Here is a 23837-nt window from a genome sequence, read left to right as displayed (position 1 = left end):
GGGCAGTGTATTTCCCGACCTCGGTCGGTGTTGCCTCGCCGTCCTGCCGGAGGCAGGGCAATAAACACAGCCCTGCCGGTGTTGCTCTGTTCGTGACTGATGTGACACCGGATCTGACCATGTATTCGACCACCTGGTGCGGCTATTGCCGTCGGCTGAAGACACAGCTGAAAGAGGCCGGGATCAGCTGGGTGGAGATCGATATCGAGCAGGATCCGGCTTCGGCGGATTTCGTGGGCAGTGTGAACAACGGCAACCATGTCGTGCCGACCGTGAAGTTCGCCGACGGCTCGACCGCGACGAATCCGTCCCTGGCCGATGTGAAGCAGGCGCTCGCGCGTCTGTCCTGACCGCGCCGGGATCGGTCCGCCGGTGCTGTCCGGTGGATCTCGTGGATCCCTGTCGCGTGCCTGTCCCGCATTGTGCGGGTGCGGATCGCTAGTGTTGACCGGGTGAATCGTCGGATCATCACGCTCCTGGTCGCATTGTTCCCGGTGCTGTTGTTCGGTGTGGTGGGCAGTGTGTACACCGTGCCGTTCGTCGCGCTCGGACCCGGGCCCACCTTCGATACGCTGGGCGAAGTCGAGGGTCTGGAGGTCGTCCAGGTGTCCGGGGCCGAGGTGGACCGGACCAACGGTCACCTGAACATGACCACGGTGGCGGTGCGGGACGGTCTCACGATCTTCGAAGCGCTCGGGTTCTGGGCGAGCGGCCGGCACGGCATCGTGCCGCGCGCCGAGGTGTATCCGCCCGGGGTGTCGCGGGAGGAGGTCGACCAGTCGAACGAGCAGGAGTTCACGAATTCCGAGAGCAATGCCGAGGTCGCGGCGATGCATCAGCTGAACCTGCCGACGGCGGTGCGGGTCCACAAGGTGGACGACGAGGCGCCGGCCAAGGATCAGCTGCAGCCGGGGGATGAGTTCGTCAGTATCAACGGCAAGCCGATCTCGACTCCGCAGGATGTGCTGACCGAGGTGTCCGGACACGCGCCCGGGACGGTGCTGTCGGTGGTGTATCGCCGGGACGGCGCCGAGTCGACCGCGAACATCACGCTCGGAGCGCGGCCCGATGATCCGGCGAAGGGGTTTCTGGGTCTGACTCCGACCGAGACCGCGGCACCGCCGATGGACATCGCGTTCAACCTCGCCGATATCGGCGGGCCGTCGGCCGGGTTGATGTTCAGTCTGGCATTGGTGGAGAAACTGAGTCCCGGAGACCTGGACGGCGGCTCTTTCGTGGCGGGCACCGGAAGTATCGATGAGGACGGCAAGGTCGGCGCGATCGGCGGTATCCAGTACAAGATGATGGCGGCCCGGGAGGCGGGTGCCGAGACCTTCCTGGTTCCGGCGGGTAACTGCAACGAGGCGGGTCAGCGGATTCCCGATGGTCTGCGTCTGGTCCGGGTGGAGACATTGGCCGGCGCGGTCGCGGCCCTGGACGATCTGTCGGCGGGGCGGGACGCACCCAGCTGCGGCTGATCTTCGCGCCGGATCCGCGCGAGTGCCGGTACCTCTGGTTCGCGCGCGGCGCGCCTATGCGATTCGGGCGCGGCGCGCCTATCCGACGCGGGCGTGCCGCGGTTTCGCTAGTCGGCGGCGTCCTCGAACGTATGCCGCAATGCCTCCACCAGGTTCGGCGCAAGGTTCGGATGGGTGCGCAGGTCCAGGTCGGACGTGGATTCTTCATCCTCTGCGGGCCGTAACTGCAACAGGCACAAGCTGTTTCCCGAACGCAGCGCGGCCGCGAACAACCGGGCGTCGCGGCGTCCGGGATGGGCCCGGGCAGCGGCCCGGCCCGCCGCGTCGGCGGCGTCCGCGTCGGCCAGCAATGGGGTGAGGGCCTCGTCCAGATCGTTCTCGGCGTCCGGCGGGAGCACCACGATCTCCTGCACCAGGACGCAGCCCGCCACCGCGGGGGGCCAGCTGGTGGTCGCCAGGAATTCGTCCAGCGGCATCGTCCCGCCCGCCACTTCGTCGGGCAGCGGGTCCTGGGCGACCGGAGTCAGTTCGTCGGCGGCGTCGACCTGATCGATCAGTGCGGGTTCGGCGGCCACCAGATCCGCGGTCCGGACCAGCGCGAACATCTGCGGAGATCTACCCCATCCCTCGCCGTCCACGAACTCCGCGACCTCGTGGACGGAACGGGCAAGGACGATTTCGGCGTGCAGGTCGGCGCTCACCCGACCATCCTCGCATCCGGCGAAACGACACCGCCCCAACCCTGCGGTCGCGCACATGTCCGTTTTCCGTAAAGTGGGGCGGAGAGGGTCCGTACGGACCCGTCCGCAACAATTCGGACTGCGGCGCAGCGGCCGGTGGCGTTACCGGTTCACTCGCCGCCGGACCCTGGAGAGTGGCATCGTGGGCATGCGCCCCCCCGCCGGTTTACCGTCGCTGTCCCGGCGCAGCCGTCTGCTGCTGCTGGCCGCGGTGGTGCTGGCCGCACTGCTGTTGGTAGGGCCCCGGCTCGTGGACACCTATACGAACTGGTTGTGGTTCGGGGAGGTCCATTTCCGTGACGTCTATCTGACCGTGCTGCTGACCAGGGTCGCGGTCTTCGCGGTGGTCGGGCTCGTGGTCGGGGTGATCGTCTGGCTGGCCCTGTTGCTCGCGTACCGGACCCGGCCGGTGTTCGTGCCGACGTCGGGCGCCGGCGATCCGATCGCCCGGTACCGGGCGACGGTGCTCACCAGGCTGAAATTGTTCGGGCTGGGTATCCCGGTGCTGCTGGGAGTGTTGTCGGGTCTGGTGGCCCAATCGAACTGGGTCACGGTGCAACTGTTCCTGCACGGCGGCTCGTTCGGTCGCACGGATCCGCAGTTCGGTCTCGATGTCGGCTTCTACGCCTTCGATCTGCCGTTCTACCGGATGGTGCTGAACTGGCTGTTCGTCGCCGTGGTGATCGCGTTCGTCGCGAATCTGGTGACGCACTACATCTTCGGCGGGCTGCGGCTGACGGGTCGGGAGGGTGTGCTCACCACGCCCGCGCGGGTCCAGCTCGCGGTGATCGCGGGTCTGTTCGTGCTGCTCAAGGCTGTCGCGTACTGGTTCGACCGGTACCAGCTGCTGATGAGCAACCGGAAGGAACCCACCTTCAACGGCGGTTCGTTCACCGATATCAACGCGGTGCTGCCGGCCAAGCTGATCCTGATGTCCATCGCGATCATCTGCGCGCTGGCTTTCTTCGCCGGGATAGTGCTGCGTGATCTGCGGGTGCCCGCGATGGCGGCGGCGCTGCTGGTGCTCTCCTCGGTGCTGGTCGGCGCCGTCTGGCCGCTCATGGTGGAGCAGTTCTCGGTGCGGCCGAACGCGGCGGAGAAGGAAAGCGAGTACATCGAGCGCAATATCGATGCCACCCGGCAGGCCTACGGCATTACCGACGACAAGATCGAGTACGTCGACTACAAGGGTGAGAGCAGCAAGAACCCGGTGAACGTCCCGGTGGACCATGCCACCATCGCCAATGCCCGGCTGCTGGATCCGAACATTTTGTCGCCGACGTTCACCCAGTTGCGGCAGCTGAAGAACTTCTACGGTTTCCCCGAGGCACTCGATATCGATCGGTACTCGCTCAACGGCCAGATACAGGACTACATCGTCGCGGCCCGCGAACTCTCCCCGGCGACCCTGAGCGGTAACCAGACCGACTGGATCAACAAGCACACGGTCTACACCCACGGCAACGGCTTCGTCGCCGCGCCGGCCAACCGGGTGAATCGGCCGCAGTCCGAGGATCCGAACGCCGCGGGCGGCAGCAGTGACTCCGGGTATCCGATATTCCTGGTCAGCGACCTGTTCACACCGAAGGATCAGCAGCGGATCCAGGTCGATCAGCCGCGGATCTACTACGGTGAGCTGATCTCGCAGTCCGATCCCGATTACTCCATCGTCGGCACGAAGGAGGGCCAGCAGGCCCGGGAGTACGACACCGACCAGGCCCGCTTCACCTATGACGGCGCCGGTGGCGTGCCGATCGGGAACTGGTTCAACCGGCTGGCGTTCGCGGCCAAGTACGCCGAACGCAACATCCTGTTCTCCTCCGCGATCAGTGAGGATTCCAAGATCCTCTACAACCGGTCGCCGCGTGACCGGGTCCAGAAGGTCGCGCCGTGGCTCACGCCGGACGGGAACGCCTATCCGGCGGTCGTGGACGGCCGGATCAAATGGATCGTGGATGCCTACACCACGCTGGACAACTATCCGTACGCCCAGACCACCTCGCTCGAAGGGGCCGTGGAGGACAGCGTCGATCAGCGGACCGGCCGGCTGCTGCCGCGTAAAGAGGTCAGCTATATCCGCAACTCGGTGAAAGCGACCGTCGACGCCTACGACGGCACGGTCACCCTGTACGAGACCGACCCGACCGACCCGGTTCTGCAGGCCTGGCGGGGTGTGTTCCCGGACGCTGTGGTGCCGGAGAAGGAGATCAGCCCCGAGCTGCGCGAGCATTTCCGCTATCCCGAGGATCTGTTCAAGGTGCAGCGGGAGATGCTCACCAAGTACCACGTGGACGATCCGCGCGAGTTCTTCACCAACAACGCGTTCTGGTCGGTACCGGCAGACCCGACGGTGGAGGGTGTGTCGGCCAGTCAGCCGCCGTACTACGTGCTGCTCGGTGACCCGAAGACGAACAAGCCGGTGTTCAACCTGACCAGTGCCATGGTGGGGTACAACCGGCAGTTCCTGTCCTCCTATATATCGGTGAACTCCGACCCGGACGGTTACGGCAAGTTCCGCATTCTGCAGTTGCCGACCGACACCCAGACCCAGGGTCCACAGCAGACACAGAACACGATGACGACGGCTCCGCAGGTCTCCCAGGAGAAGACTCTGCTGTCGAACTCGAACAAGATCAGATATGGCAACCTGCTCACTTTGCCGGTGGCCGACGGCGGCATCTTGTATGTGGAACCGTTCTACAACGAGCGCAATACGGGTCAGAACACGGCGACGTTCCCGCAGTTGCTGCGGGTGCTGGTCAGCTACCGCGATCAGGCGGGGAGTGTGAAGGTCGGTTACGGCTCCACACTGGCCGACGCGTTGAACCAGGTACTACCGGGTTCAGGCGCTCTGGCGACGCCGTCGGGCGGTGATCCGGCCACCCGTCCGAGTCCCGGGGCCGCGCCGCCGCAGCCGGAGAGCCAGCAGCCTCAGGATCAGGGCACCAGCACTCCGGGCGGCACCGCGCCGCCGGTGAGCTCGGGTTCGGCCGCGCAGGACGCCGCCGCGGCGGAACTGAGCCGCAAGATCGAGGAAGTACGCACCGCGATGCGGACCGGCAACTTCGAGGACTTCGGCCGGGCGCTCGACGAGCTGGAGGTGGCGGTGAAGGCCTACCAGGATGCCGGCGGGAGATAACCCGCCGCAGATCGGATAACAGAGCGGCCTCGCGGGAAGTAAGAGCGATCTCGCGGCCGGAGGAGAACGGAAGCGGCGCTGCCATCCGAGTGGATGGCAGCGCCGCTTCGTATGCACTGCGTACCGGCGCGCTGATTACGCGCCGAGCGGTGTCACAGGTACGAACCGCACACCGGCCAGGCGCCGGGGCCCTGGGTGTCGAGGACGCTCTCGGCTACGCGGATCTGCTCCTCGCGGCTGGCGTCGGCAGCGCTGCCGCTACCACCGTTGGCCTCCCAGGTGCTCTGGGTGAACTGCAGGCCGCCGTAGAAGCCGTTGCCGGTGTTGGTGGACCAGTCGCCGCTGCTCTCGCACTGGGCGACTGCGTCCCAGTTGCCCGAGTCGGCGGAGGCGGTGGCCGTGGAAAGACCGAAGGGGACGGCAACGAGAGCTCCGGCGATAGCGGTCATGCCGAGGGCGCGGGTGCTGAACTTCCGGGTCTTGGTCATATGCGAATCCCTCCCTGTGCCCACCGGCAGCGCGATGACGACTGCGTGCCCCTGTCCCCAGGTGATGCGTCGGGGTTGATCCGAACCGTGGGACAGGGTTGCCGGTGTTCTCCGGTTCGGTCGGCCCGTCCCGGTTGGTCGGGGCCTGGGAACGACGGTAACGAAGAAATCTCGTCAGATCACGTATCGATAACTATCAATACGTCGATTGGTGCGAATCGGGAATATGTGGAAAACTCCAGGTCACACTCGGATTTTTCCCGTACCCACACGTGCGCTTTACGACACTGAAATGTGACGGGCATCACCAGAAAATGGTAATTCGTGTCACGCGTATATCGGTCGAGATGTGCGGCAACTGCTTCGTTAACGTTCCGGTGGCGGTCCGTCGGAGGTCCGGAGATGGACTCGGAGGTTCCGTCACGGGGACGTCTCGTGCTCGGTGGGAAGCGGGCGGGCCGGTCGGAGTCGCGATATCCGGCGGAATCCCGGCGGAAATCGCGGATGAGCTGGTGATTTGGTAGAACTTCCCGGCCGTGTGTAATGTTGTTTTCACCCAACGCGGGGTGGAGCAGCTCGGTAGCTCGCTGGGCTCATAACCCAGAGGTCGCAGGTTCAAATCCTGTCCCCGCTACTACCGAAGAGGGCCCCGAAACTTTTGTTTCGGGGCCCTCTTCGTTGTGTTCGGCAGTATTGCCGGTGTCGGCTGTCTCGCGCCTTCCCTGGTGCCCTCGCCTCCGCCTGAACGATCCGGTGCAGTCCATGCCGTGTCCGGTGATCGACAGCCCTGGCATGAAGGCCGACCCCCTGGGGGCAACGCACTAGCCAAGTCGATGGCAGGGTCTGATAAAAGGCCAGGTGAGCGCCATGTTTTGGAGTTGGGAGCCACAGTGCGTACTGTTGGGGATACCCAACGCGGGGTGGAGCAGCTCGGTAGCTCGCTGGGCTCATAACCCAGAGGTCGCAGGTTCAAATCCTGTCCCCGCTACTACCGAATGGTCCCGGAGATGATCTCCGGGACCATTTCTTTTTCCTACTGCGGCAACTCCCTCATCGGGTGACATTGGCTCCTTGTCGTGGCCCCTCGTCCTATGTCTCGGCCTTTGACCGCGGTTGCGGGTGCGGTTGCCTGCGGTATCCGGTGTGTCTCTCCGAGCTCTGCGCTGCCGTCGCCCGTCGCACGGCTGCCGCTCGATGTTCCGGCCCGTCGGGTATGCGATACCGCGGGCCGGTAGGCGCGGTGGCCGGCCCGGCGAGCGGGTTGGGCGAGCGAATCGGTGTCGATCTCGGTGGTGGGGCAATCATTCGGCTAATGCATAGGGAAAAGGGGTGATCGAAGCTGCGGACGCCCGAATGTATTTCGAATACAGAGGTCGAGGCATATTTTCGAATGCGCGAATCCGGGATCGCCCGAATACATCTCGTGAATTACATGGGTGGAATTCTTTCGCCGACGTCCTGCCGGCCGGGAACACGCCACGGGCCGAGGGGATTCGGGTCGGCGAGGCGCTGGAACAGGACGGGCGCCCGGACTTCGGCACTGTCGCGGCACCGTGACATCGCAGGATGCGTGGCGCGTTGCCGAACGGTGATCCGAACTGGTTTGCTGGACCGACTGCCGCGAACCGGAGGACCAGCTGCCGTGCCATCTGATTTCACCCTGAAGGCCGCCAACGCCGTACATCGCGCCCTGCTACGGATCAGCTTCGGCCGCTGGGGAACCGAGTTCTACGGAATGCCGGCCCTGGAACTCACCACCATCGGCCGCAAGACCGGACAGCCGCGATCGGTGATGCTGACCGCGCCGATCGTGGACGGTGACGACTACATCATCGTGGCTTCCCGCGGCGGTGACCCGACCCATCCGGCCTGGTACCACAACCTCCGCGGCACCCCGACCGTCGAGGTCTCGTTCCGCAACGGCCCACGCCGGGCGATGACCGCTCATATCCTGTCCGCTGAACAGCGGGCGCCGCTGTGGTCCCGGATCACCGCCGACTACCCGGTCTACGGTGACTATCAGAAACGCACTACTCGCGAGATCCCGCTGGTCCGGCTGACTCCCGTGACCGAGGGCGCCTAGTCTGTGGCACGGCCGCCGACCACGAGTGACAGATATGGTGTTCCGTCACCGGGACGGGCGTGTCCGGTCCGAGCGTTCTCGCCTGTTGTCGGTGGTTCTCGGTAGCGTCTGATGCTGTGGAAACTGGGGAACACATCCAAGAGCTCGCGGACCGCATCATGGTGCTGCGCGACGCCTATTACCAGGGCTCGCCGCTGGTCGCCGACGCCGAGTACGACGGACTCGAAGACGAGCTACGGGGTCTGATCGAGGCGAACCCCGACCTCGCACCGGACCCGAATCCGTTGGAGCAGGTCGGCGCGCCGACAGTGCTGCACGCCCCGATCCGGCATTCGCGCCCGATGTTGTCGCTCGAGAAAGCGACCACCCCGGAACAGGTCGTGTCCTTCTTCGACCGTTTCCCCGGCCGGTCGGTGGTGGTGATGCCGAAGCTCGACGGCTTATCGCTCGCTCTGGTCTTCGAGGACGGTCGGCTGGTGCGTGCGGTGACGCGCGGTGACGGCACCACCGGCGACGAGGTGACCCCGCTGGTCCGCGCGTTGGTCGACGGTGTTCCCGAGCGGATCGACGCTCCCGGGCGGGTGGAGGTGCGCGGCGAGGCGGTGATGCTGCGTTCGACCTTCCTCGCCTACAACACCGCTCACCCGGACAAGCCGCTCATCAATCCGCGCAACGCCGCGGCGGGCACGCTGCGGGCGAAGGACCCGGCCACTGTTGCCGAGCGTCGGCTGCAGTTCTTCGGCTTCGACCTGGACACCTCTGCCGGCGGTGCCGCGGTCGACCTGGGAGAGGGGCTGCGGGCGCTGGGGGTCGCGGGTGCCCGGATGCAGGTCTGCGCCGCCGCGGAACAGGCGCAGGCGGCGATCACCGCGATCGAGCAGGGCCGCAACGACCTGGATTACGATATCGACGGCGCGGTGCTGCGGCTGGCCGACCGTGACGCCTACGCCGCCGCCGGCACTCGGTCCAACAGCCCGCGTGGCGCGCTGGCGTTCAAGTTCGCGGCCGAGGAGAAGACCACGTTGCTCAACGATGTGGTCTGGGACGTCGGCAAGACCGGCAAGATCGTCCCGGTCGCCTGGCTGGAACCGGTGTTCGTCGGCGGTACCACGGTCACGAAGGCCACGCTGGCCAACCAGCAGGTGATCCGAGCTCGCGATATCAAGGTCGGCGATACGGTGCTGGTGCGCCGGGCGGGCGATGTGATCCCGTTCGTGGCAGGTGTACTCGACGCATCCCGGCGTACCGGCGAGGAACGTGAGATCGTGTCGCCCACCGCCTGCCCCTCGTGCGCGCAGCCGGTGACCGAGCAGGGCAACAGCCGGGAACTGTTCTGCACCAACGTCTCGTGCCCGGCGCAGACGGTGCGCAGGCTGATCCACTGGGCATCGCGTGCGGCGGCCGATATCGACGCCATCGGGCAGGTATGGATCGAACGCCTGGCCGAGGCGGGCGTCCTGGAGCGCCCTTCCGACTTCTACACGCTGACCACCGAACGCCTGCTCGAGTTCGATCGGATCGGCGAGGTATCGGCCGCGCGCATGATCGACTCCATCGATGCCGGCCGCCGGGTCGGCCTGCGCCGCGCGCTGATCGGCCTGGCGATCCCGATGGCCTCCGAGGGCACCGCCGCTCGCCTGGCACGGGCGGGGTTCCGTTCCCTGGAGGAAGTCGCCGACGCCGGCGCGGAACGACTGGTGGCGGTGGAGGATATCGGGCCGAAGGTCGCCGCCTCGCTGGTCGAGCACCTCACTCGCCTGCGTCCGGAACTGGAGCGGTTGCGCGCCGCGGGCGTCTGCCTGGACGTGCGCGCCGAAGACCTGCCGCCGGTCGTCGCGGCCGGTGCCCCACTGGAAGGCAAGACGGTCGTGATCACCGGTGCTATCAGCGACCCGCGTTCCGGTGAGAAGGTCGCCCGCCCGACGTTCCAGCGCCTGTGCGAGAAAGCGGGCGCGACGGCAGCGTCCTCGGTGTCGGCGAACGCCGACATGCTCATCACGGGTGCGGGAGTGGGCGACAGCAAGCTGGCCAAGGCGGAAAAGCTCGGCGTCGAGGTCGTCGACCAGGGCGAGATCTGGAACCTACTGATCGACGCCGAGCTCATCTGAGCTCGGTACAGCGCCCACCACTTGCGGACCGCGGCCGTGGTCGTGACCGTGATGGTTGTCGCCGGGCCGATATGGGTACTCGACGAAAAGGCGCATCACTATATGAGCTCGAGGTCCACCCCTGCGACGACCGAGTGCTCCGGATCGGCTCGCGCCCGAGCACGGAAGGCGTCCGGGGTTTACCGCGGACATGTTCGTAGCGGTGATCGCGCGCGGTGAAGCCGCCATGCGGGCTTCGCTATCGTCACCTGTCGGGTGCCCGCCGATCCGGGTGCGGCCGCTGTCCGCGAGTGTCTCGCGGGCGCAGCGTCGGCGTGGTGATGATCGGTGTGGTGCGCACGGTTGTCGAGCACGCACTGCTGTTCGGGTGGCCGGTGAATATGGTGAACGAATTGGTGCCCGGTATCGATTCGGTTTCGACACCGAACTCGCGACGACCGTTGCGGGCCTGCGGCGCGGGGTTCGGCCGATGGCCTTTCTCGGCGGTCAGCCGTTGCGGGTGAGGCTCGGTGGAACCGGTTCGGGTTCCCCGGCCGCCTGCGCCGCGGCCGGGTCGGTCATGATGTCACGCCACCAGGAATCCAGCCGGCTGGGCTCCGGCCAGATCACGGGTGCGTGCTCGGCGGTGTGTTCCACGTCGTTCTCCTCGGGGCCGGTGTTGTCGGGCATCCTTGCCTCCTGTACGCGTGGTGCGCCGGCGGATCACCGCGTGTATTCGTACGCTGCTCCGATTGCGCCGCCCCCGTAACCGGTGTCGCAAGGAATTCCCGCGACCGAGCAACGTAGTGACAGCAGATCGCCGGACCCGCCCGGTACCAATGTGCCGCAATTCTAGCGTTTTTCGATCAAGCTGCCCACATATTCGTCGCGACACAGATTCCGGCGATTTGTACGGAGCACAAACCCCTGGTCGCAGGTATTCTGGAAGTGTCTGTGCAAGAACGGGTTTGGATGTTCCCCCAAGCGTCCGCTCGCCCAGCATCGACATAACGACCGGTTTGTAAAATATGGCGAATGTATTGCGTAATGTGCGTGCGCAATCCCGAATTAATGCCTGTGTAAATGTACTTTCATTTGATCGTGCAGAACGTTCCGGCATATGAAATCTCCGTGAAGAAATCGCTGCTCGGCCCCGGTCTCCGGCGACCGGCCGCCGGACACGGCTGTGCTGAGTAGACTGCCGGGCATGTCGGTGGCGTCGTCGCGGTCGCGGATTCCGGGGGCTGTCAATGGCTACGAGGCGCGCTGGGAGCCGCACAATACCGAGCGGCAGTTGCGGATCCTGCGCGCCGCGGTCGAACTCCTGGAGGAGAAGCCGCTGGGTGCGGATGTACCCGTGCTGGAGATCGCGAAGCGGGCGGGGGTGGCCAAATCGGTGGTCTATCGGCAGTTCAGCGGCCGGGAAGACCTGGACCGGCGGATCCGGTCGTATCTGATCGATGATCTGGGGTCGGTGCTGGACGCGCAGTTGGACGTGTCCTCGGGATCGGTCCGCGAGATCATCACGCGGACCGTTCGTGCGGTCGCGGACTGGATGGGTGACCACCCGAATCTCACCGCGTTCGCGCGCAACGGGCCGCCCGCCGGCGGCCCCGATTCCGTCGACGCGATCTCCAGTCTGAAGATCCGGATTTCGGAACGGTCACGTGAACTGATCGAGGCGATCGCCCGGATCGTGGGCGTGGACGCGGCGGCGTTGGAGCCGGTGCCGTTCGCCGTCGTGACGATGGTCGAAGGCGTCCTCGCGGCATGGGTCGCCGATCCGGGGACGAACCGGACGCGGGCGGAGGTGGTCGCGGACCTGGCCGACTACGCGTGGTACGTCCTCGACGGTACGGCCCGCACGGTCGGCGCCTCGGTGGACCCCGACCGGGAACTCGCGGAGGTCGTCGCCGGGTTGCGCGAAGGCGGGATATGAGCCCGTCGCCGTCCCAACCGGGCCGAACGTCGTCGGTCGGCCCGGCCGTACCGGGTCAGGCCACCGAGGCCCGCACCCGGCGTTCCGGTTCGCTGCGGTAGCGCGAGCGGTCGCCGGCGATCCCGAGCGCCTTCCACAGCCGGGTGGTGACCGGGTTCATCAGGCCGAGCTCATCGGCGAGGGTGCGCATATCGCCGAAGTAGCCGGACAGGATCCGCTGGGCGTGCGGACTGCGCCAGAACGCCTCCTTGACGACCGCGCGCGGGATATCGAAACGTCGCGCGAATTCCGGCGGCGGCGCCATGATCTCCCCGGCGAGCCAGCGCAGTGCCAGTGGGAACGAGACCCCGCACAGCGCGGTCGGGACCGGGCCGAGCTTGGCGATGTGGGCACGCAGGAATTCGCCCGCGAACGAGATGTGCCGCGCCTCCTCGGCGATATGGATCTCCATGGTTCGCACCACCAGCGGCGGCAGGTTCGCGCCGTTGCGGATCATCGCCTTCTGATAATGGTCGATCGGTTCCTCACCGCCGAGGATTCCCAGGAACAGGACGACGTGGGCGTACCCGCCGGCCACACCTATGAAGGGTGAGAGTGCACGGAAGATGGGCCGCATGCCGGGGACATCGTCGCCGATCCGGTTCACCAGCTCCTGGAACATCTGGATGTGGTTGCACTCTTCGGTCATCTCGTGCATGCAGTAGCGGAATTCCGGTGAACCGTTGGGTAGTTTCGCGATGTACTGCATCATCCCGCGGATCAGCACCGTTTCGAAGGCCGCGCCCACTTTGATCGCGTTGGCGATCCGCCAGCGCCCGATCTCGATCTGCTTCTCGACCGGCAGCTCGCGATACCAGCGGGTGGCGCCGAGCGGGTCGTAGTCGGGGGACAGGATCCACCGTGGATCGTTGCGGTCGAGGGCGAGTTCGGGAGCATCCCAATCGATATCGAGGTACGGGTCGAAGCGGCGGTGTACCGACCCCTCGGACAGCGTTTCCAGCATTTCGCGGTACCGGGCGTCCAGCTTGGGAGCCCGCGGCAGAGTCGACGGCGTCATCGATGCCTCCTCGTGCGTTCGGCGTATATCTCTCTACGGTCGAATTTACCGGGACTCCGAGTCTCAGTAAATAGGGCACGGCGGGACGGTACTCGAGCGTGCCCCGGCGAGAGGCGGTGGGATGGCATGCGCGGTGGGCGAGATCTGCCGCGACACCAGGTCGCGAACGGGTGATACCGCCGGATCGGCCCGACGGGTCAGCTCGCGACGATGCCGGTGTGCACCCGCAGCGTTTCGATGCGGTTCCGAGTCGGGTGGAAGTCGAGGATCAGCAGTGCCGGTCCTTCCGGGAGGTCGGCGCTCACCGTCACCGAGCGCCCGGCCGCCAGCGTTTTGCCCTGCCGCAGGCCGCGGGCACGCACGGTCAATTCCGCGGGCGTGACGGCCGCGCCCGACCACAGCCGCACAGTATCCCGGTGACCGGTCAGTTCGGTCACCGTCGCGGTATCGCCCGTGGCCGCCGCGACGCACAATCGGTTCGCGATCCGCTTACCGGCGCCGCCGATTCCGGTGCACGCCCGGGCCATCCCGGTCAGGCCCGATACGCCCTGGTTGCGCAGCAGCAGGCCGCCGAGCCGGACGCCGGCCCGCAGACCCGCGAGCCCCGTCCCCATGAGCTGCGCGACCATCGGGAGGAGCTCCCAGTAAGCCGCCAGATATCCGATTCGCAGCGCGCCCTCCTCCTCGACCACCTCGTAGCGCAGATGCATCGGCACCCGCACCCGGGCGCCCGTCGACATCGTGATGGTGATGGTGAGGTCGCGTAACACCGTGGCGGGTTCGGCGAAATCGTGTGCCACATCGAAGACGATGTCGTTCGGGGCGATGAAGGTCTCGTAGAACCGTGCAATCGCGTCGGGGCCGGTGTGCGGGGCCGAGCCGACCGGATCGTTGACCACCGCGCTGCCGGCGAAGAGTCCCACCCAGGCATTACGGTCGTGTGCGGCCACGGCCCGGGGCGATGCGAGCACGGCCTCGCGCAACTGCGTGGCGGTCGGATCCAGCGGCACGGCGACTCCTCGGTGAGCGGATTTCGGGCCCATAGTAGAACACGTTCTACAGATCGCAAGGAGGCTTCCGCCTGCCTGCTTGTGAAAATGTCGGTGTCGTGCGGCATCATCTGTGCACGCAGCTATTCGACGAACAAGCGAGATTGCCCGGAGTGCCCCATGCCGTCGCGAACACCAGCGAACGCGAAGCCGAAACCTCTGTCCGACAATGACCTCGAGCAGATCGCCGCGGAGATCGAGGCGGGGCGCCCGCCGATGGTCTGGTTCACCGCCGCGGCGGTGGGCGTCACCGAAGGACGATCGGGGAAAGTGGTCTCGCTCGGTGACCCCGCGGACGGTGATTTCCTGCAGATCCGTCCCACCGGGTCCAAAGACGTGCTGTCCTTCGGTCCCACCGAGGTCACCGTCATCAAACCGCAGCGCGCCGCGCAGCCGCCCGCGCCCAAGCCCGTACCCGACAAGAAGGAAACGCCCGTGACTCCCGCCGCGTCCCCGTCCACCTCCGCTTCCCCGGCCGCGGAACGGAAACCGGCGTCCGAATCGCCCGCGCCCGCCGCGGCGAGGACCGCCGCCCCGGAGGCGAAGCCGGCCGCGGCGTCGCGTACCCCGGCCGCCAAGGCGGCGAAGGCGCCGGCCGCGCGCAAGTCCAAGGCGCCGGAAGTAACGGTCACCATCAACGGCACCGCGGAGGGCGAGTGGACCGTCGACGTGGTCTCCGGCAAGAAGCGGACCACCCGTGCGGTACCGGTTGCCGGGACGGCCGTGGCGCAGGCGGCCAAGCTGCTGAACCCCGAGGTGTCGGAGGTGGTGGACGGCCTGCTGGAATCGGTCCGCGGCGCACAGGAGGCCAAAGTCCAGCAGTTGCAGGCCGAATTGGAGCAGGCGCGCAAACTGCTCGAGGAACTGTCGGACTGAGCCCGAGGCTCAGACCGCGGTTTCCCGCGGCCGCCAGCCGTGCTGGATCGGCTCGGCCGGCGCGTGCCGGATCGAGTCGTGGAACATGTAGCCGAATCCGCGCCGCTTCGCCAGATACATCGCCGCGTCCGCGTCGCGGATGAGGTCGTAGATACTGGCGTCGATATCTCGTGGTCCGCCGCATGCCAGGCCGATACTGGCGGTCAGCGGTACCTCACCGGTGCTGAGCTGGAAGGGCTTCATGAACACGCCGAGCAGGCGTTCGGCCATTTTGGTCGCTTCGGTGCGGTCCAGCGGTGCCAGGACGATGAACTCGTCCCCGCCGTACCGGGCCACCACGTCGTCACGGCGCACCGCGGTGCGAATCCGTTCGGCCGCTTCGGCGATCAACTCGTCGCCCACGGTGTGACCGTAACTGTCGTTGATCGCCTTGAACTCGTCGAGATCGATGAACAGCAGACAGAGCGGACGTTCGGCCCAATCCCGGTGGTCGCGATGCAGCACGCGCAGCAGCGCGGACCGACTGAGCAGACCGGTGAGTGGATCGTGGTCGGCCTGGTAGCGTGCGCGTCGTTCGCTGCGCGCACTACGGCCGATCGCGCGTTCGCTGCGGATCAGCAGTCCGATGAGCAGCAGTGCCAGCATCGTGGAGACGATGATCTGGTCGAGTGGGCTGAGCGGTGCGCGGGCCATCGGCACCAGCGACGACACCACCAGGGCGACCGCGATGACACTGGCCCGCTGGCGTGAATGGTCCAGCCGGATCGAACGCGGCGCGCCCAGTGTCGACATGGTCGGGTGCAGGGCGGCCGCGCCGACGGCCAGATACGCGCCGATCAGCGGCAGCACCAGGACATCCGGATCGGTCGCGAGCGTCCCGGCGGCGGCCAGCCGGTAGCCGAGATCGGTCACCAGCGCACCCGCCAGGGCGATGTGCAGCAGGCGCAGCGAGGTTTCCGACCGGCCCGAGGTGGCCACCGATTGCGCCAGCAGTGTGAGCATCAGGGCATCACAGACCGGAAGGATCACCGCGGTGATCGTGGTCGCGGCGCCCGTACCCGTGTGCAAAACCGGTGCGATGAGGAAGATCCAGGACGCCAGCAGCGCGCCGAGACCGATCAGTGCCGAGTCCAGGAACACATCCGGGTGCGCGCGAGCCCGGCGCGGTCGCAACCACAGCAGCGCCGCGAGACCGGTGGCCAGGTAGCCGGTGAGTGTGCAGATCTCGTCGAGAGGGGTGGACGCGTAGGTGGTCAGTTCCCGTAGGACGGTGCCGGTCGCGAAAGGGAGGGCGGCGGCGCCCAGCAGGTACCACGGCAGCGGCTGCGCCGGTCGGTGCCGGTGCAGGCCGAAACCGATCATGACCACCGTGCCGATCGCCGCGAGAAGCGTGATCAGCAAGGACAACAGATGTGACCCGAGGACCAGGTGTACCAGGAGCGGTGAACCCACCATCACGGAAAATAGTGCACCGCAACGTATCCGGTGGATGCCCTGCCGCCCTGCTCCCTGTGGTTCGCTGATGATCATCAGCCCCCCTTTGATCGCTCCATTCCCGGTGAAATCGAGCCGCTTCGTAGATCTGGAATCCTTGTCTGTCGTGCTCTACCTGCCCATCGAGCGGCGGCTGACGAAACCGAGTGTTCCTGTACGAGGGGATGTCCGAGCCGATCGCGCTACTGGTCGGCCCACCAAAACCTGGACTATGGATCCGATGATGACACGCAGTGCCGAATTTGTCGCTGTCTTGGCGCAACAACGTCGTAACAGCTGTCCCGATGCTGGCGCCGCGACCGCTCGCGGACTCCGGCGGCTCGTACGGTGGTCTGGTGACTGAACGCGAGGAGAGCACGGGCGTGCGCCGGTGGTCGGCGCCGGGCCGGGTCAACCTGATCGGTGAACACACCGACTACAACGACGGATTCGTCCTGCCCATCGCGATCCCGCTGGCGGTCGCCTGCGAGGGCTTCCGGCACACCGACGACCTGGTGCGGGTGAGCTCACGGCAGCGTCCGCACGAACCGGTGCGGTTACCGGCGCGGGCGCTGGCCGCCGAGCGGGATCTGGTGCCGAGCTGGGCGCGCTACCCGCTCGGCGTCGTGGCGGAGTTCGGGCGCCGCGGTCACCGGATCGAGGGCCTGGAAATGGTTTTCGACGGCGCCGTCCCAGCCGGGGCCGGGCTGTCGTCGTCGGCCGCGCTGTGCTGCGCCGCCGCGGTGGCGGTGCGGGATCTGTGCGCCGCCGCCGTCGGTGACCGGGAACTGATCGATATCGCCCGCGCCGCCGAGAACGATTACGTCGGCGCTCCCACCGGCATCCTCGACCACGCCGCCTCCATCCTGTGTACCGAGGGGCACGCCCTCTTCCTGGATGTGCGGGCGTTCGGCGCCGCCGAAACGGGTGGTTTCGAGCAGATCCCGTTCGATCTCGCCGCCACCGGACTGCGGCTGCTGGTGATCGACACCGGTCAGACCCACGACCACGCCGCGGGCGGATACCGGACCCGACGCGCCGAATGCGCTGCCGCCGCGCGGTCCCTCGGCGTGGACTCACTGCGTGACATCGACGATATCGACGAATTGTCGCGGCTGAGCGACCCGGTGCTGTACCGGCGGGCGCGGCATGTGGTGACCGAGAACGAGCGGGTACGGACGGTGGCCGCGCTGCTGCGGGCCGGTGCCGACCCGCGGGAGACGGGACCGCTGTTGAACGCCGGGCACGACTCCCTGCGCGACGATTTCGAGGTGTCCACCGATGTTCTCGACGCCGCGGTGGCGGCGGCCCGCGCGGCCGGCGCGCACGGTTCGCGGATGGTCGGGGGCGGATTCGGGGGCAGCATCATCGCGCTCGTCGATATCGGCGCCGCCGCACGTGTCCAGGATGAGGTGCAGAAAAGGCTCGCCAGTAAGGGTTTTCGCGATTCGCGGACCTTCGAGGCCGTCGCGGCGCCGGGAGCCGGACCGATCGAGTGAGTCGGTCCGGCTCCACGGGCGAGGCGGCTGGGTACCTCAGACAGCCGGGCGGCCGCGGCGCAGCACGCCGATGAGCAGGTCGACCAGTAGGAAGGCGAGCAGGCTCAGGCCGAATACCGGAGCGAACCAGCCGATCAGTGCGGCCGCCGCCACCGCCGGCACCGCGAGGGCCGCCGAGCGGCGCAACGCACCTCGGCGCGGCGGCTTGCCGACCGCGAGCACTCCGGACGCCCCCGCAGGCCTGCGCGCCCACCACATCAGGTATCCGCGCACGATCACCGTGACCAGTCCGATCGCCGCAGCCAGCAGCAGTAATTGGTTGAGCAGACCGAACATCAGACCCATATGGAGCTGGATTCCCCAGTTGGCCATTTTGGCCATGAACGGCCAGTCGGCGTAAGGGAGACGGGCGGTGATCGTACCGGTGGGCCCGTCCACCGCCACCGAGTCGACGGTGAGGGTCCCCGGCAGCCGCCGTTCCTTGACCTCGAACGCGATGCCGTCGGCCGCCGGTACCGAGATCTCGGCCGGTTGGGTGACGCCCGCGTCGCGGGCGACGGCGAGCACCCGGTCCAGTTGCCGAATCCGGTCGGCCGGAACCGTATGGATCGCGGTATGCCCGGCATGGTGATCGGCGTGCCCGGAATCCGCGGGAGCCGCGGCACCGGGGAGCGCGGTATCGATCACCGGGGTGGTCCAGCTGAGATTCTCCCGAAGGTGTTCGATGTTCTCGCCCGCGTACGTGGACCAGGTCAGCCCGGTGACCGACAGCAGGAGCGCCACGGGAAGAATCCACACGCCGACCACAGCGTGCCAGTTCAGCCGACGTTCCCGGTGGGTCCGCGCGACATTCGGCACGAACAGCCGGCCCGCCGAATTACGCTGTCGGCGGGCGAACACCCGCCGGATCCACAGTGCCAGCCCGGCCAGCGCGATCAGCCACAGCCACGAGGCCGCCAGTTCGGAGTACAGGCGTCCCGGGTCACCGAGGTGCAGATGGCGGTGTATCTGGGAGACCCACGCGCGGAAGGGCAGCGCACCGGAACTGCCGTACACCACCGATTCGCCCACCGGACGCGCGGTGGCCGGATCGACGAACACCGCACGTCGCTCGGATTCCCCGAGAGTGGGATCGCTGAACAGCACCCGCGTGGTCTCACCCGGTGCGGGGGCCGGTGACACCGCTACCAGAGAAAGGTCCGGCCGGGTCGCGACGCCGGCGTTCACCTGCTCGGCCAGCGGCCGATCGGGACCCTGGGAATCCACATAGAGCAGATCCCGGTTCACGAATGATTCGATAGCGGGCGAGACGGCGTAGAGCCCGCCGGTCACAGCGGCTATCAGCAGAAACGGGCCCACGAAGAGCCCGGCGTAGAAGTGCAACCGCAGTGCGAGCGCGCGGAACGCGCCGCCACTCGGCCGTGTCGTCGGTGGTCGGGTGGTGGTCGCCGCGGCGGCATCGCCGGCCGCCGCGGGGACCTCGGTGGTACTCATGGTTGTTACCTGCGTCCTGTACTGGGTCCGGCGCCCCGCCGCCTGCGGTGGGGTGCGCGGAGACGCGGCGCGCACCGATGACACGGGTCGCCGCGAGAAGGAACCCGGATGCGGTACCGCGGGCGCCGGCGAGTGCGGTCACCACAGCGACGCACGGCGCCCGGCCGGGACAGCCGGGTGGGAAGATCAGACCAGGACGGCGCGCGGCGGTGCGCGGGTGCGGCCGGTATCGGAGGCGAAGATCCGGGCGATGATCCGGTCCCGGTGCGTTGTCCGCAGCGGGGACCGGTCGGCGACGGCGGATGCGCGCGCCGCGACCGGCACCAGCCGGGACAGGGCAGCCGTGGCGACCCGATAGGCGAACTCGGCGCCGCGCACGATGATCGCGGCGGCGCAGGCGACGAGGAAATGCGCCACGATCATGGCGGGGGTCAGCTGTAGATCACCGTGGTGCAGATGGCCGGAACCCCACCCCAGGCAGATGTGGCCCAGTAACTGTCCGGCCAGCAGTGCCGCGGCGAGGCCGCCGGTGCCGGTGCGCAGCGGGCGCAACCCGGTGACGAGCGCGCCCACCGCCGCCGACGCGAGGCCGAGCAGTACGATCGCGGTGCCGTCGGGCGGACCGGCACCGGCCGCCCAGCCGTGGGCGGCCACCGATACGGTTCCCGAGATCAGGCCGGCCGCCGCACCGCGGACGCGATCGGCGCCGCGATGGTCCACCGCGTGGGTGGAGCCGAACCTGATACGCACTCCGGGATGATATCGGACCGGCAGCGCCGCCCGCGGCGAACCCGTTGACCTCGGCGGCAGACGAGCGGGCCCGCCGCCGACCGGAGATCAGCTCCCGGTGTCCATTTCCGTCAGTGGTTTGCGCAGCAGTTTTCCGGTCGCGTTGCGCGGCAGTTCGTCGAGGAAGACGACCTCGCGGGGGACCTTGTAGCGGGCCAGGTTGGCTTTGACGTAGTCCTTGATCTCCTGGGCGTCCCGTTTCGATTCCGGGCCCGGAACCACCACCGCGCGTAGCCGCTTACCGAAATCCCGGTCGTCCACCCCGACCACCGCGGCCTCCAGGACATCGGGTCGCTGCGAGATCAGGTGCTCTACCTCCTGCGGGAAGACGTTCTCGCCACCGGAGACGATCATGTCGTCGTCGCGGCCGTCGATGAACAGCAGGCCTTCCTCGTCCAGATGCCCGACATCACCGCTGGACATCATCCCGTTCACGGTCTCCTTGGTGCGGCCGTCGGTGTAGCCCTTGAAGGCGTGCGGGTTGTCGATGAAGATCGTGCCGGTCACATTCGGTTCGGTGATCCGCGCGCGGTTCTCGTCGTAGAGGGCGATCCGTACGCCGACCGGCGCCCGGCCCGCGGTGGTCGGCGACTTCCGCAGTTCGCGCGGCGTCGCGACGGTGATCACCGCGCATTCGGTGGAGCCGTACAGGTTGTACAGCACATCGCCGAAATGCGCGCCGGTGCGCACCACCACATCCGGTTGGATCGCCGAGCCGGCCGCGAAGATCACCCGGATCGAGGAGACGTCGTAGCGGTCCAGCACCTCCTTGGGCTGATCGAGGATGCGTTGCAGCATGGTGGGCACCACGACCAGCGAATCGGCCCGGTAGCGAGCGATATTCGCCAGGGTGAGCTCGGGATCGAAACGACGCTGCTGGAAGATCACCCGGTTGCCCAGGCCCAGGCCGAGCGAGAACTGGGACAGTCCGGTGCCGTGGAAGATGGGCGCGGCCATCACCATGGTGCCGTCGGCCGGTAGCGGCACCCGGTCGATGAACTGGGCGCTCATGAAGGGGCTCACCTTGTCCCGCGGGGCGCCCTTCGGGGTCCCGGTGGTGCCACTGGTCAGGATGACCGTGCCGCCCGGCTTGGCCGGCGCGGCCGGGGGCGCGGTGGACTGCCCGGCGCACACCGATTCGACCGTCGGAATCGCGGGATCCGCGTGATCGGATTCGTCGACCCAGGTGAGGATCCGCGGGATGTCCTGCGGGATGGCGCTCATCAGATCGAAGAACTCGCTGTCGTGCAGCACCGCTTTGATCTTCTCGCGTTCGGCGACATCCGCGAGCTGCGGTTTGGCGAACCCGGTGTTCATCAGGACCGCGCGCAGTCCCAGTTTGCCGGCGGCCAGCATGCTCAGCACCATCCCGCGGTGATCGCGGGCCAGGATCGCCACCACATCACCGCCGCGTAGCCCGAGTTCGCCGAGGCCGCGGGCGAACGCGTTCGATCGTTCGTCGAGCTGGCGAAAGGTGAATTCGCCCAGTTCGTCGACGATGGCGGGGGAGTCGGGCCGGGTCTGCGCGGCATGCATGACCACACCGGCGAACGGCCCGTACTTGGACGCATTGCTCATCGACCGGATCGCGTGGTCGAGCCGCAGCGGATCGAAGAGCCCGCGTCTGCGCATCACGTTCACGGCCGAGGCGATATCGCCGACCTTGCGAACGGGTCCGGGCAACGACAGCGTCATCGGCGACAACCTTCCGCGGTGCACCGCCGGAACCGGCGGTCTACCTCTTCGAGCTCCAGTGCTGTGCCAACCCTAGCAACCCCGGATACGACTGCCGCGTCGATTGTCCCGGACAGTAGTGAAACCGGGACACTCCTGTGAGAAGTCCCGGTTTCGGTGTCGAGAGGTGTTGTCAGACCTCGTATTCCACCAGCACCCGGCGCAGCAGTTTGCCGGTCGGGTTACGCGGCAGATCGTCGAGGAAGACGACCTCGCGCGGCACTTTGTACCGGGCGAGGTTCTCCTTGACGTAGGTCTTGATCTCGTCCACGTCCGGGGTATGTCCTGGTTCGGGGACGACGAACGCGCGCAGCCGTTTGCCGAACTCCACATCGTCCACGCCGACCACGGCCACATCGAAGATATCGTCGCGTTCGAGCAGCAGGTTCTCCACCTCGAGCGGGAAGACGTTCTCGCCGCCGGAGACGATCATGTCGTCGTCACGGCCGTCCACCATGAGCAGGCCGTCCTCGGTGAAGTGCCCGACATCGCCGCTGGACATGTAGCCGTCGATGATCTGTTTGTGCCGGCCGTCGGTGTACCCCTCGAAGGGGGCGCCGCTGCGGACGAAGATCCGCGCGGTGACGTCCTTCGCGGTCACCGCCTTGTCGTTGTCGTCGTAGAGGCGGACATCGCAGGTGAGCGGGGGGCGGCCGACGGTGCCGGGCGCCTTCGCCAGATCGGCCGGCTGGGCCACGGTGGCGATGGCGACCTCGGTGGAGCCGTAGAGGTTGTAGAGCACGGGCCCGAACACCTCGGTCGCCTTGACGCTCAGTTCCGGGGACAGCGCCGAGCCCGCCAGGATGATGCCTTTCAGGGAGGACGTGTCGTACTTCGCGCGGACCTCTTCGGGCAACTCCACCATCCGGTGCAGCATCGTGGGTACCGCGACCAGCAGTTCGGCCTTGTGATCGGAGACCATCTTCAGCGTGGCCTCGGCGTCGAACCGGCGCCGCATGACGATCTTGTTGGTCAGTCCGATGCTCACCAGGTAGGTGCCCAGGCCGGTGCTGTGGAAGATCGGCGAGACGATGACGACGGTGCTGCGTTTGGGGAAGGGCATCCGGTCGAGGAACTGCGCGGTGGCAAGAGGGCTGGCCTTCTCACGCGGGGCGCCCTTCGGCAGGCCGGTGGTGCCGCTGGTGAGGATGATGAATCCGCCCGGCTTGGCGGGGACCGGCAGCGGCCCGGTGCCGTTGCCGGCGATCAGATCGTCCAGAGTCCTTGCGCCCTCGGGCAATTCGGCACCCTCGTCGACCCAGGTGAGGAACCGCGGCATATCGGCGGGCAGGGCGTCGAGCAGGCCGAGGAACTCGCTGTCGTGCAGTACCGCCTTCACGCCTTCGCGTTCGCACACCTCGGCGAACTGCGGTTTGGCGAAACCGGTGTTCATCAGGGCGATCTTCACGCCGAGTTTTCCGGCGGCCGCCATGGACAGGATCAGGCCGCGGTGGTCACGGGCCAGGATGCCGATCACGGTGCCCTCGGTGATCCCCGAGTCGCGCAGTCCGTGGGCGATCTTGGTCGACTGTTCGTCGATTTCCCGATAGGTCAGCTCGCCGCGTTCGTCGGCCAGCCCGGGCGCTTCCGGCGCGATTCGCGCGGAGTGCATGTTCAGGGTGGCCTGCGGGATGTAGGTCTTGGAATCCTTCAGCGTCCGCAGGGTTTCCCCCGGATTCTTCAGATCGATGAATCCACTGGACTGCAAGAGCCCGTATGCCTTGATCACTTCCAGCGTGTGCGCCAGATTCACCATCGAACACCTCCACAGATTCTCGCGTCGGTACTCGACCTAGCGATTCCGAACGGCATACCGGGGCTCACCGTAGCAGTGAAAGTGCGTCCGCTCACAACGTACGCTCCGGACAAAAAAGACACTTCCGGAGCCTCCGGCGATTGGTACGCCGCGGCG

18 protein-coding genes and 2 tRNA genes are annotated in these 23837 nt (G+C 67.1%); 10 read left to right on the top strand and 10 right to left on the bottom strand.

From position 1 onward, the window contains the following. Nucleotides 1-119: 119 nt before the first annotated feature. Nucleotides 120-350, top strand: coding sequence for a mycoredoxin (locus tag OG804_RS16805; protein ID WP_328398451.1), 231 nt, complete (start codon nucleotides 120-122; stop codon nucleotides 348-350). Nucleotides 351-452: 102 nt separating this feature from the next. Then, on the top strand, nucleotides 453-1478 hold the full coding sequence (locus OG804_RS16800; RefSeq protein ID WP_328387611.1) for a YlbL family protein: 1026 nt from the start codon (nucleotides 453-455) through the stop codon (nucleotides 1476-1478). A 107-nt stretch (nucleotides 1479-1585) separates the two neighbouring features. Here OG804_RS16800 and OG804_RS16795 read toward each other — a convergent pair whose 3' ends face one another. Further along, nucleotides 1586-2179: a PPA1309 family protein gene (locus OG804_RS16795; protein ID WP_328387609.1), complete on the bottom strand. Its 594-nt coding sequence runs from the start codon at nucleotides 2177-2179 to the stop codon at nucleotides 1586-1588. Between the two features lie 181 nt (nucleotides 2180-2360). On the opposite strand from OG804_RS16795, the gene OG804_RS16790 reads away from it, so the two are divergent. Beyond that, the gene (locus OG804_RS16790) at nucleotides 2361-5357 is read left to right on the top strand and encodes a UPF0182 family protein (protein WP_328387607.1); all 2997 of its coding nucleotides are present in this window, start codon (nucleotides 2361-2363) and stop codon (nucleotides 5355-5357) included. Nucleotides 5358-5509: 152 nt separating this feature from the next. Here the strand turns inward: OG804_RS16790 and OG804_RS16785 are convergent, their stop codons facing one another. Further along, complete coding sequence (locus OG804_RS16785) at nucleotides 5510-5845, bottom strand: transglycosylase family protein (protein WP_328387605.1); 336 nt, start codon at nucleotides 5843-5845, stop codon at nucleotides 5510-5512. 560 nt (nucleotides 5846-6405) lie between these two features. Here OG804_RS16785 and OG804_RS16780 point away from each other — a divergent pair. The 4 genes from OG804_RS16780 (at nucleotide 6406) to ligA (ending at nucleotide 10036) form a co-directional block, all read left to right on the top strand. Continuing rightward, a tRNA-Met gene (locus OG804_RS16780) sits at nucleotides 6406-6479 on the top strand. A 280-nt stretch (nucleotides 6480-6759) separates the two neighbouring features. Beyond that, nucleotides 6760-6833, top strand: a tRNA-Met gene (locus tag OG804_RS16775). Nucleotides 6834-7487: 654 nt separating this feature from the next. Continuing rightward, nucleotides 7488-7928, top strand: coding sequence for a nitroreductase family deazaflavin-dependent oxidoreductase (locus tag OG804_RS16770; protein WP_328387603.1), 441 nt, complete (start codon nucleotides 7488-7490; stop codon nucleotides 7926-7928). 116 nt (nucleotides 7929-8044) lie between these two features. Further along, nucleotides 8045-10036: an NAD-dependent DNA ligase LigA gene (gene ligA, locus OG804_RS16765; RefSeq protein ID WP_328387601.1), complete on the top strand. Its 1992-nt coding sequence runs from the start codon at nucleotides 8045-8047 to the stop codon at nucleotides 10034-10036. A 486-nt stretch (nucleotides 10037-10522) separates the two neighbouring features. Here ligA and OG804_RS16760 read toward each other — a convergent pair whose 3' ends face one another. After that, a complete protein-coding gene (locus tag OG804_RS16760; RefSeq protein ID WP_328387599.1) occupies nucleotides 10523-10705 on the bottom strand; it encodes a hypothetical protein in 183 nt (60 codons plus the stop codon). Between the two features lie 517 nt (nucleotides 10706-11222). Here OG804_RS16760 and OG804_RS16755 point away from each other — a divergent pair. After that, on the top strand, nucleotides 11223-11954 hold the full coding sequence (locus OG804_RS16755; RefSeq protein ID WP_328387597.1) for a TetR/AcrR family transcriptional regulator: 732 nt from the start codon (nucleotides 11223-11225) through the stop codon (nucleotides 11952-11954). Between the two features lie 55 nt (nucleotides 11955-12009). On the opposite strand, the gene OG804_RS16750 is transcribed toward OG804_RS16755, so the two are convergent. Both OG804_RS16750 and OG804_RS16745 read right to left on the bottom strand, forming a co-directional pair. Further along, a complete protein-coding gene (locus tag OG804_RS16750) occupies nucleotides 12010-13011 on the bottom strand; it encodes an AurF N-oxygenase family protein (protein ID WP_328387595.1) in 1002 nt (333 codons plus the stop codon). Between the two features lie 197 nt (nucleotides 13012-13208). After that, on the bottom strand, nucleotides 13209-14021 hold the full coding sequence (locus tag OG804_RS16745) for a nuclear transport factor 2 family protein (protein WP_328387593.1): 813 nt from the start codon (nucleotides 14019-14021) through the stop codon (nucleotides 13209-13211). A gap of 159 nt (nucleotides 14022-14180) precedes the next feature. On the opposite strand from OG804_RS16745, the gene OG804_RS16740 reads away from it, so the two are divergent. Further along, entirely contained in the window at nucleotides 14181-14936 is a 756-nt protein-coding gene (locus tag OG804_RS16740; RefSeq protein WP_328387591.1) for a DUF6319 family protein, read from the top strand. A gap of 9 nt (nucleotides 14937-14945) precedes the next feature. Here the strand turns inward: OG804_RS16740 and OG804_RS16735 are convergent, their stop codons facing one another. Beyond that, the gene (locus OG804_RS16735) at nucleotides 14946-16391 is read right to left on the bottom strand and encodes a GGDEF domain-containing protein (RefSeq protein ID WP_328387589.1); all 1446 of its coding nucleotides are present in this window, start codon (nucleotides 16389-16391) and stop codon (nucleotides 14946-14948) included. A gap of 374 nt (nucleotides 16392-16765) precedes the next feature. Here OG804_RS16735 and galK point away from each other — a divergent pair, with 374 nt between their 5' ends. Then, nucleotides 16766-17908: a galactokinase gene (gene galK / locus OG804_RS16730; RefSeq protein ID WP_328387587.1), complete on the top strand. Its 1143-nt coding sequence runs from the start codon at nucleotides 16766-16768 to the stop codon at nucleotides 17906-17908. Nucleotides 17909-17944: 36 nt separating this feature from the next. Here the strand turns inward: galK and OG804_RS16725 are convergent, their stop codons facing one another. The 4 genes from OG804_RS16725 to OG804_RS16710 form a co-directional block, all read right to left on the bottom strand. Further along, a complete protein-coding gene (locus OG804_RS16725) occupies nucleotides 17945-19402 on the bottom strand; it encodes a PepSY-associated TM helix domain-containing protein (RefSeq protein ID WP_328387585.1) in 1458 nt (485 codons plus the stop codon). Between the two features lie 186 nt (nucleotides 19403-19588). Continuing rightward, the gene (locus OG804_RS16720; protein ID WP_328387584.1) at nucleotides 19589-20152 is read right to left on the bottom strand and encodes a hypothetical protein; all 564 of its coding nucleotides are present in this window, start codon (nucleotides 20150-20152) and stop codon (nucleotides 19589-19591) included. Nucleotides 20153-20239: 87 nt separating this feature from the next. Next, nucleotides 20240-21886, bottom strand: a complete 1647-nt coding sequence (locus OG804_RS16715) for an acyl-CoA synthetase (RefSeq protein WP_328387582.1) — start codon at nucleotides 21884-21886, stop codon at nucleotides 20240-20242. 172 nt (nucleotides 21887-22058) lie between these two features. Further along, nucleotides 22059-23681: an acyl-CoA synthetase gene (locus OG804_RS16710; protein ID WP_328387580.1), complete on the bottom strand. Its 1623-nt coding sequence runs from the start codon at nucleotides 23679-23681 to the stop codon at nucleotides 22059-22061. Nucleotides 23682-23837: the final 156 nt, after the last annotated feature.

Source organism: Nocardia sp. NBC_00416 (assembly GCF_036032445.1).
Taxonomy (GTDB): Bacteria; Actinomycetota; Actinomycetes; order Mycobacteriales; family Mycobacteriaceae; genus Nocardia.
The sequence above is the reverse complement of the archived record's forward strand: the minus strand, read 5'-3'. Positions and strand labels throughout refer to the sequence as shown.

Excerpts from the sequence above, each read along its gene's own strand:
- OG804_RS16805 (WP_328398451.1), top strand. The coding sequence starts at position 120 with ATGTATTCGACCACCTGGTGCGGCTATTGCCGTCGGCTGAAGACACAG.
- OG804_RS16785 (WP_328387605.1), bottom strand. The coding sequence starts at position 5,845 with ATGACCAAGACCCGGAAGTTCAGCACCCGCGCCCTCGGCATGACCGCT.
- OG804_RS16760 (WP_328387599.1), bottom strand. The coding sequence starts at position 10,705 with ATGCCCGACAACACCGGCCCCGAGGAGAACGACGTGGAACACACCGCC.
- OG804_RS16755 (WP_328387597.1), top strand. The coding sequence starts at position 11,223 with ATGTCGGTGGCGTCGTCGCGGTCGCGGATTCCGGGGGCTGTCAATGGC.
- OG804_RS16750 (WP_328387595.1), bottom strand. The coding sequence starts at position 13,011 with ATGACGCCGTCGACTCTGCCGCGGGCTCCCAAGCTGGACGCCCGGTAC.
- OG804_RS16740 (WP_328387591.1), top strand. The coding sequence starts at position 14,181 with ATGCCGTCGCGAACACCAGCGAACGCGAAGCCGAAACCTCTGTCCGAC.
- OG804_RS16735 (WP_328387589.1), bottom strand. The coding sequence starts at position 16,391 with ATGGTGGGTTCACCGCTCCTGGTACACCTGGTCCTCGGGTCACATCTG.
- OG804_RS16725 (WP_328387585.1), bottom strand. The coding sequence starts at position 19,402 with ATGAGTACCACCGAGGTCCCCGCGGCGGCCGGCGATGCCGCCGCGGCG.
- OG804_RS16715 (WP_328387582.1), bottom strand. The coding sequence starts at position 21,886 with ATGACGCTGTCGTTGCCCGGACCCGTTCGCAAGGTCGGCGATATCGCC.
- OG804_RS16710 (WP_328387580.1), bottom strand. The coding sequence starts at position 23,681 with ATGGTGAATCTGGCGCACACGCTGGAAGTGATCAAGGCATACGGGCTC.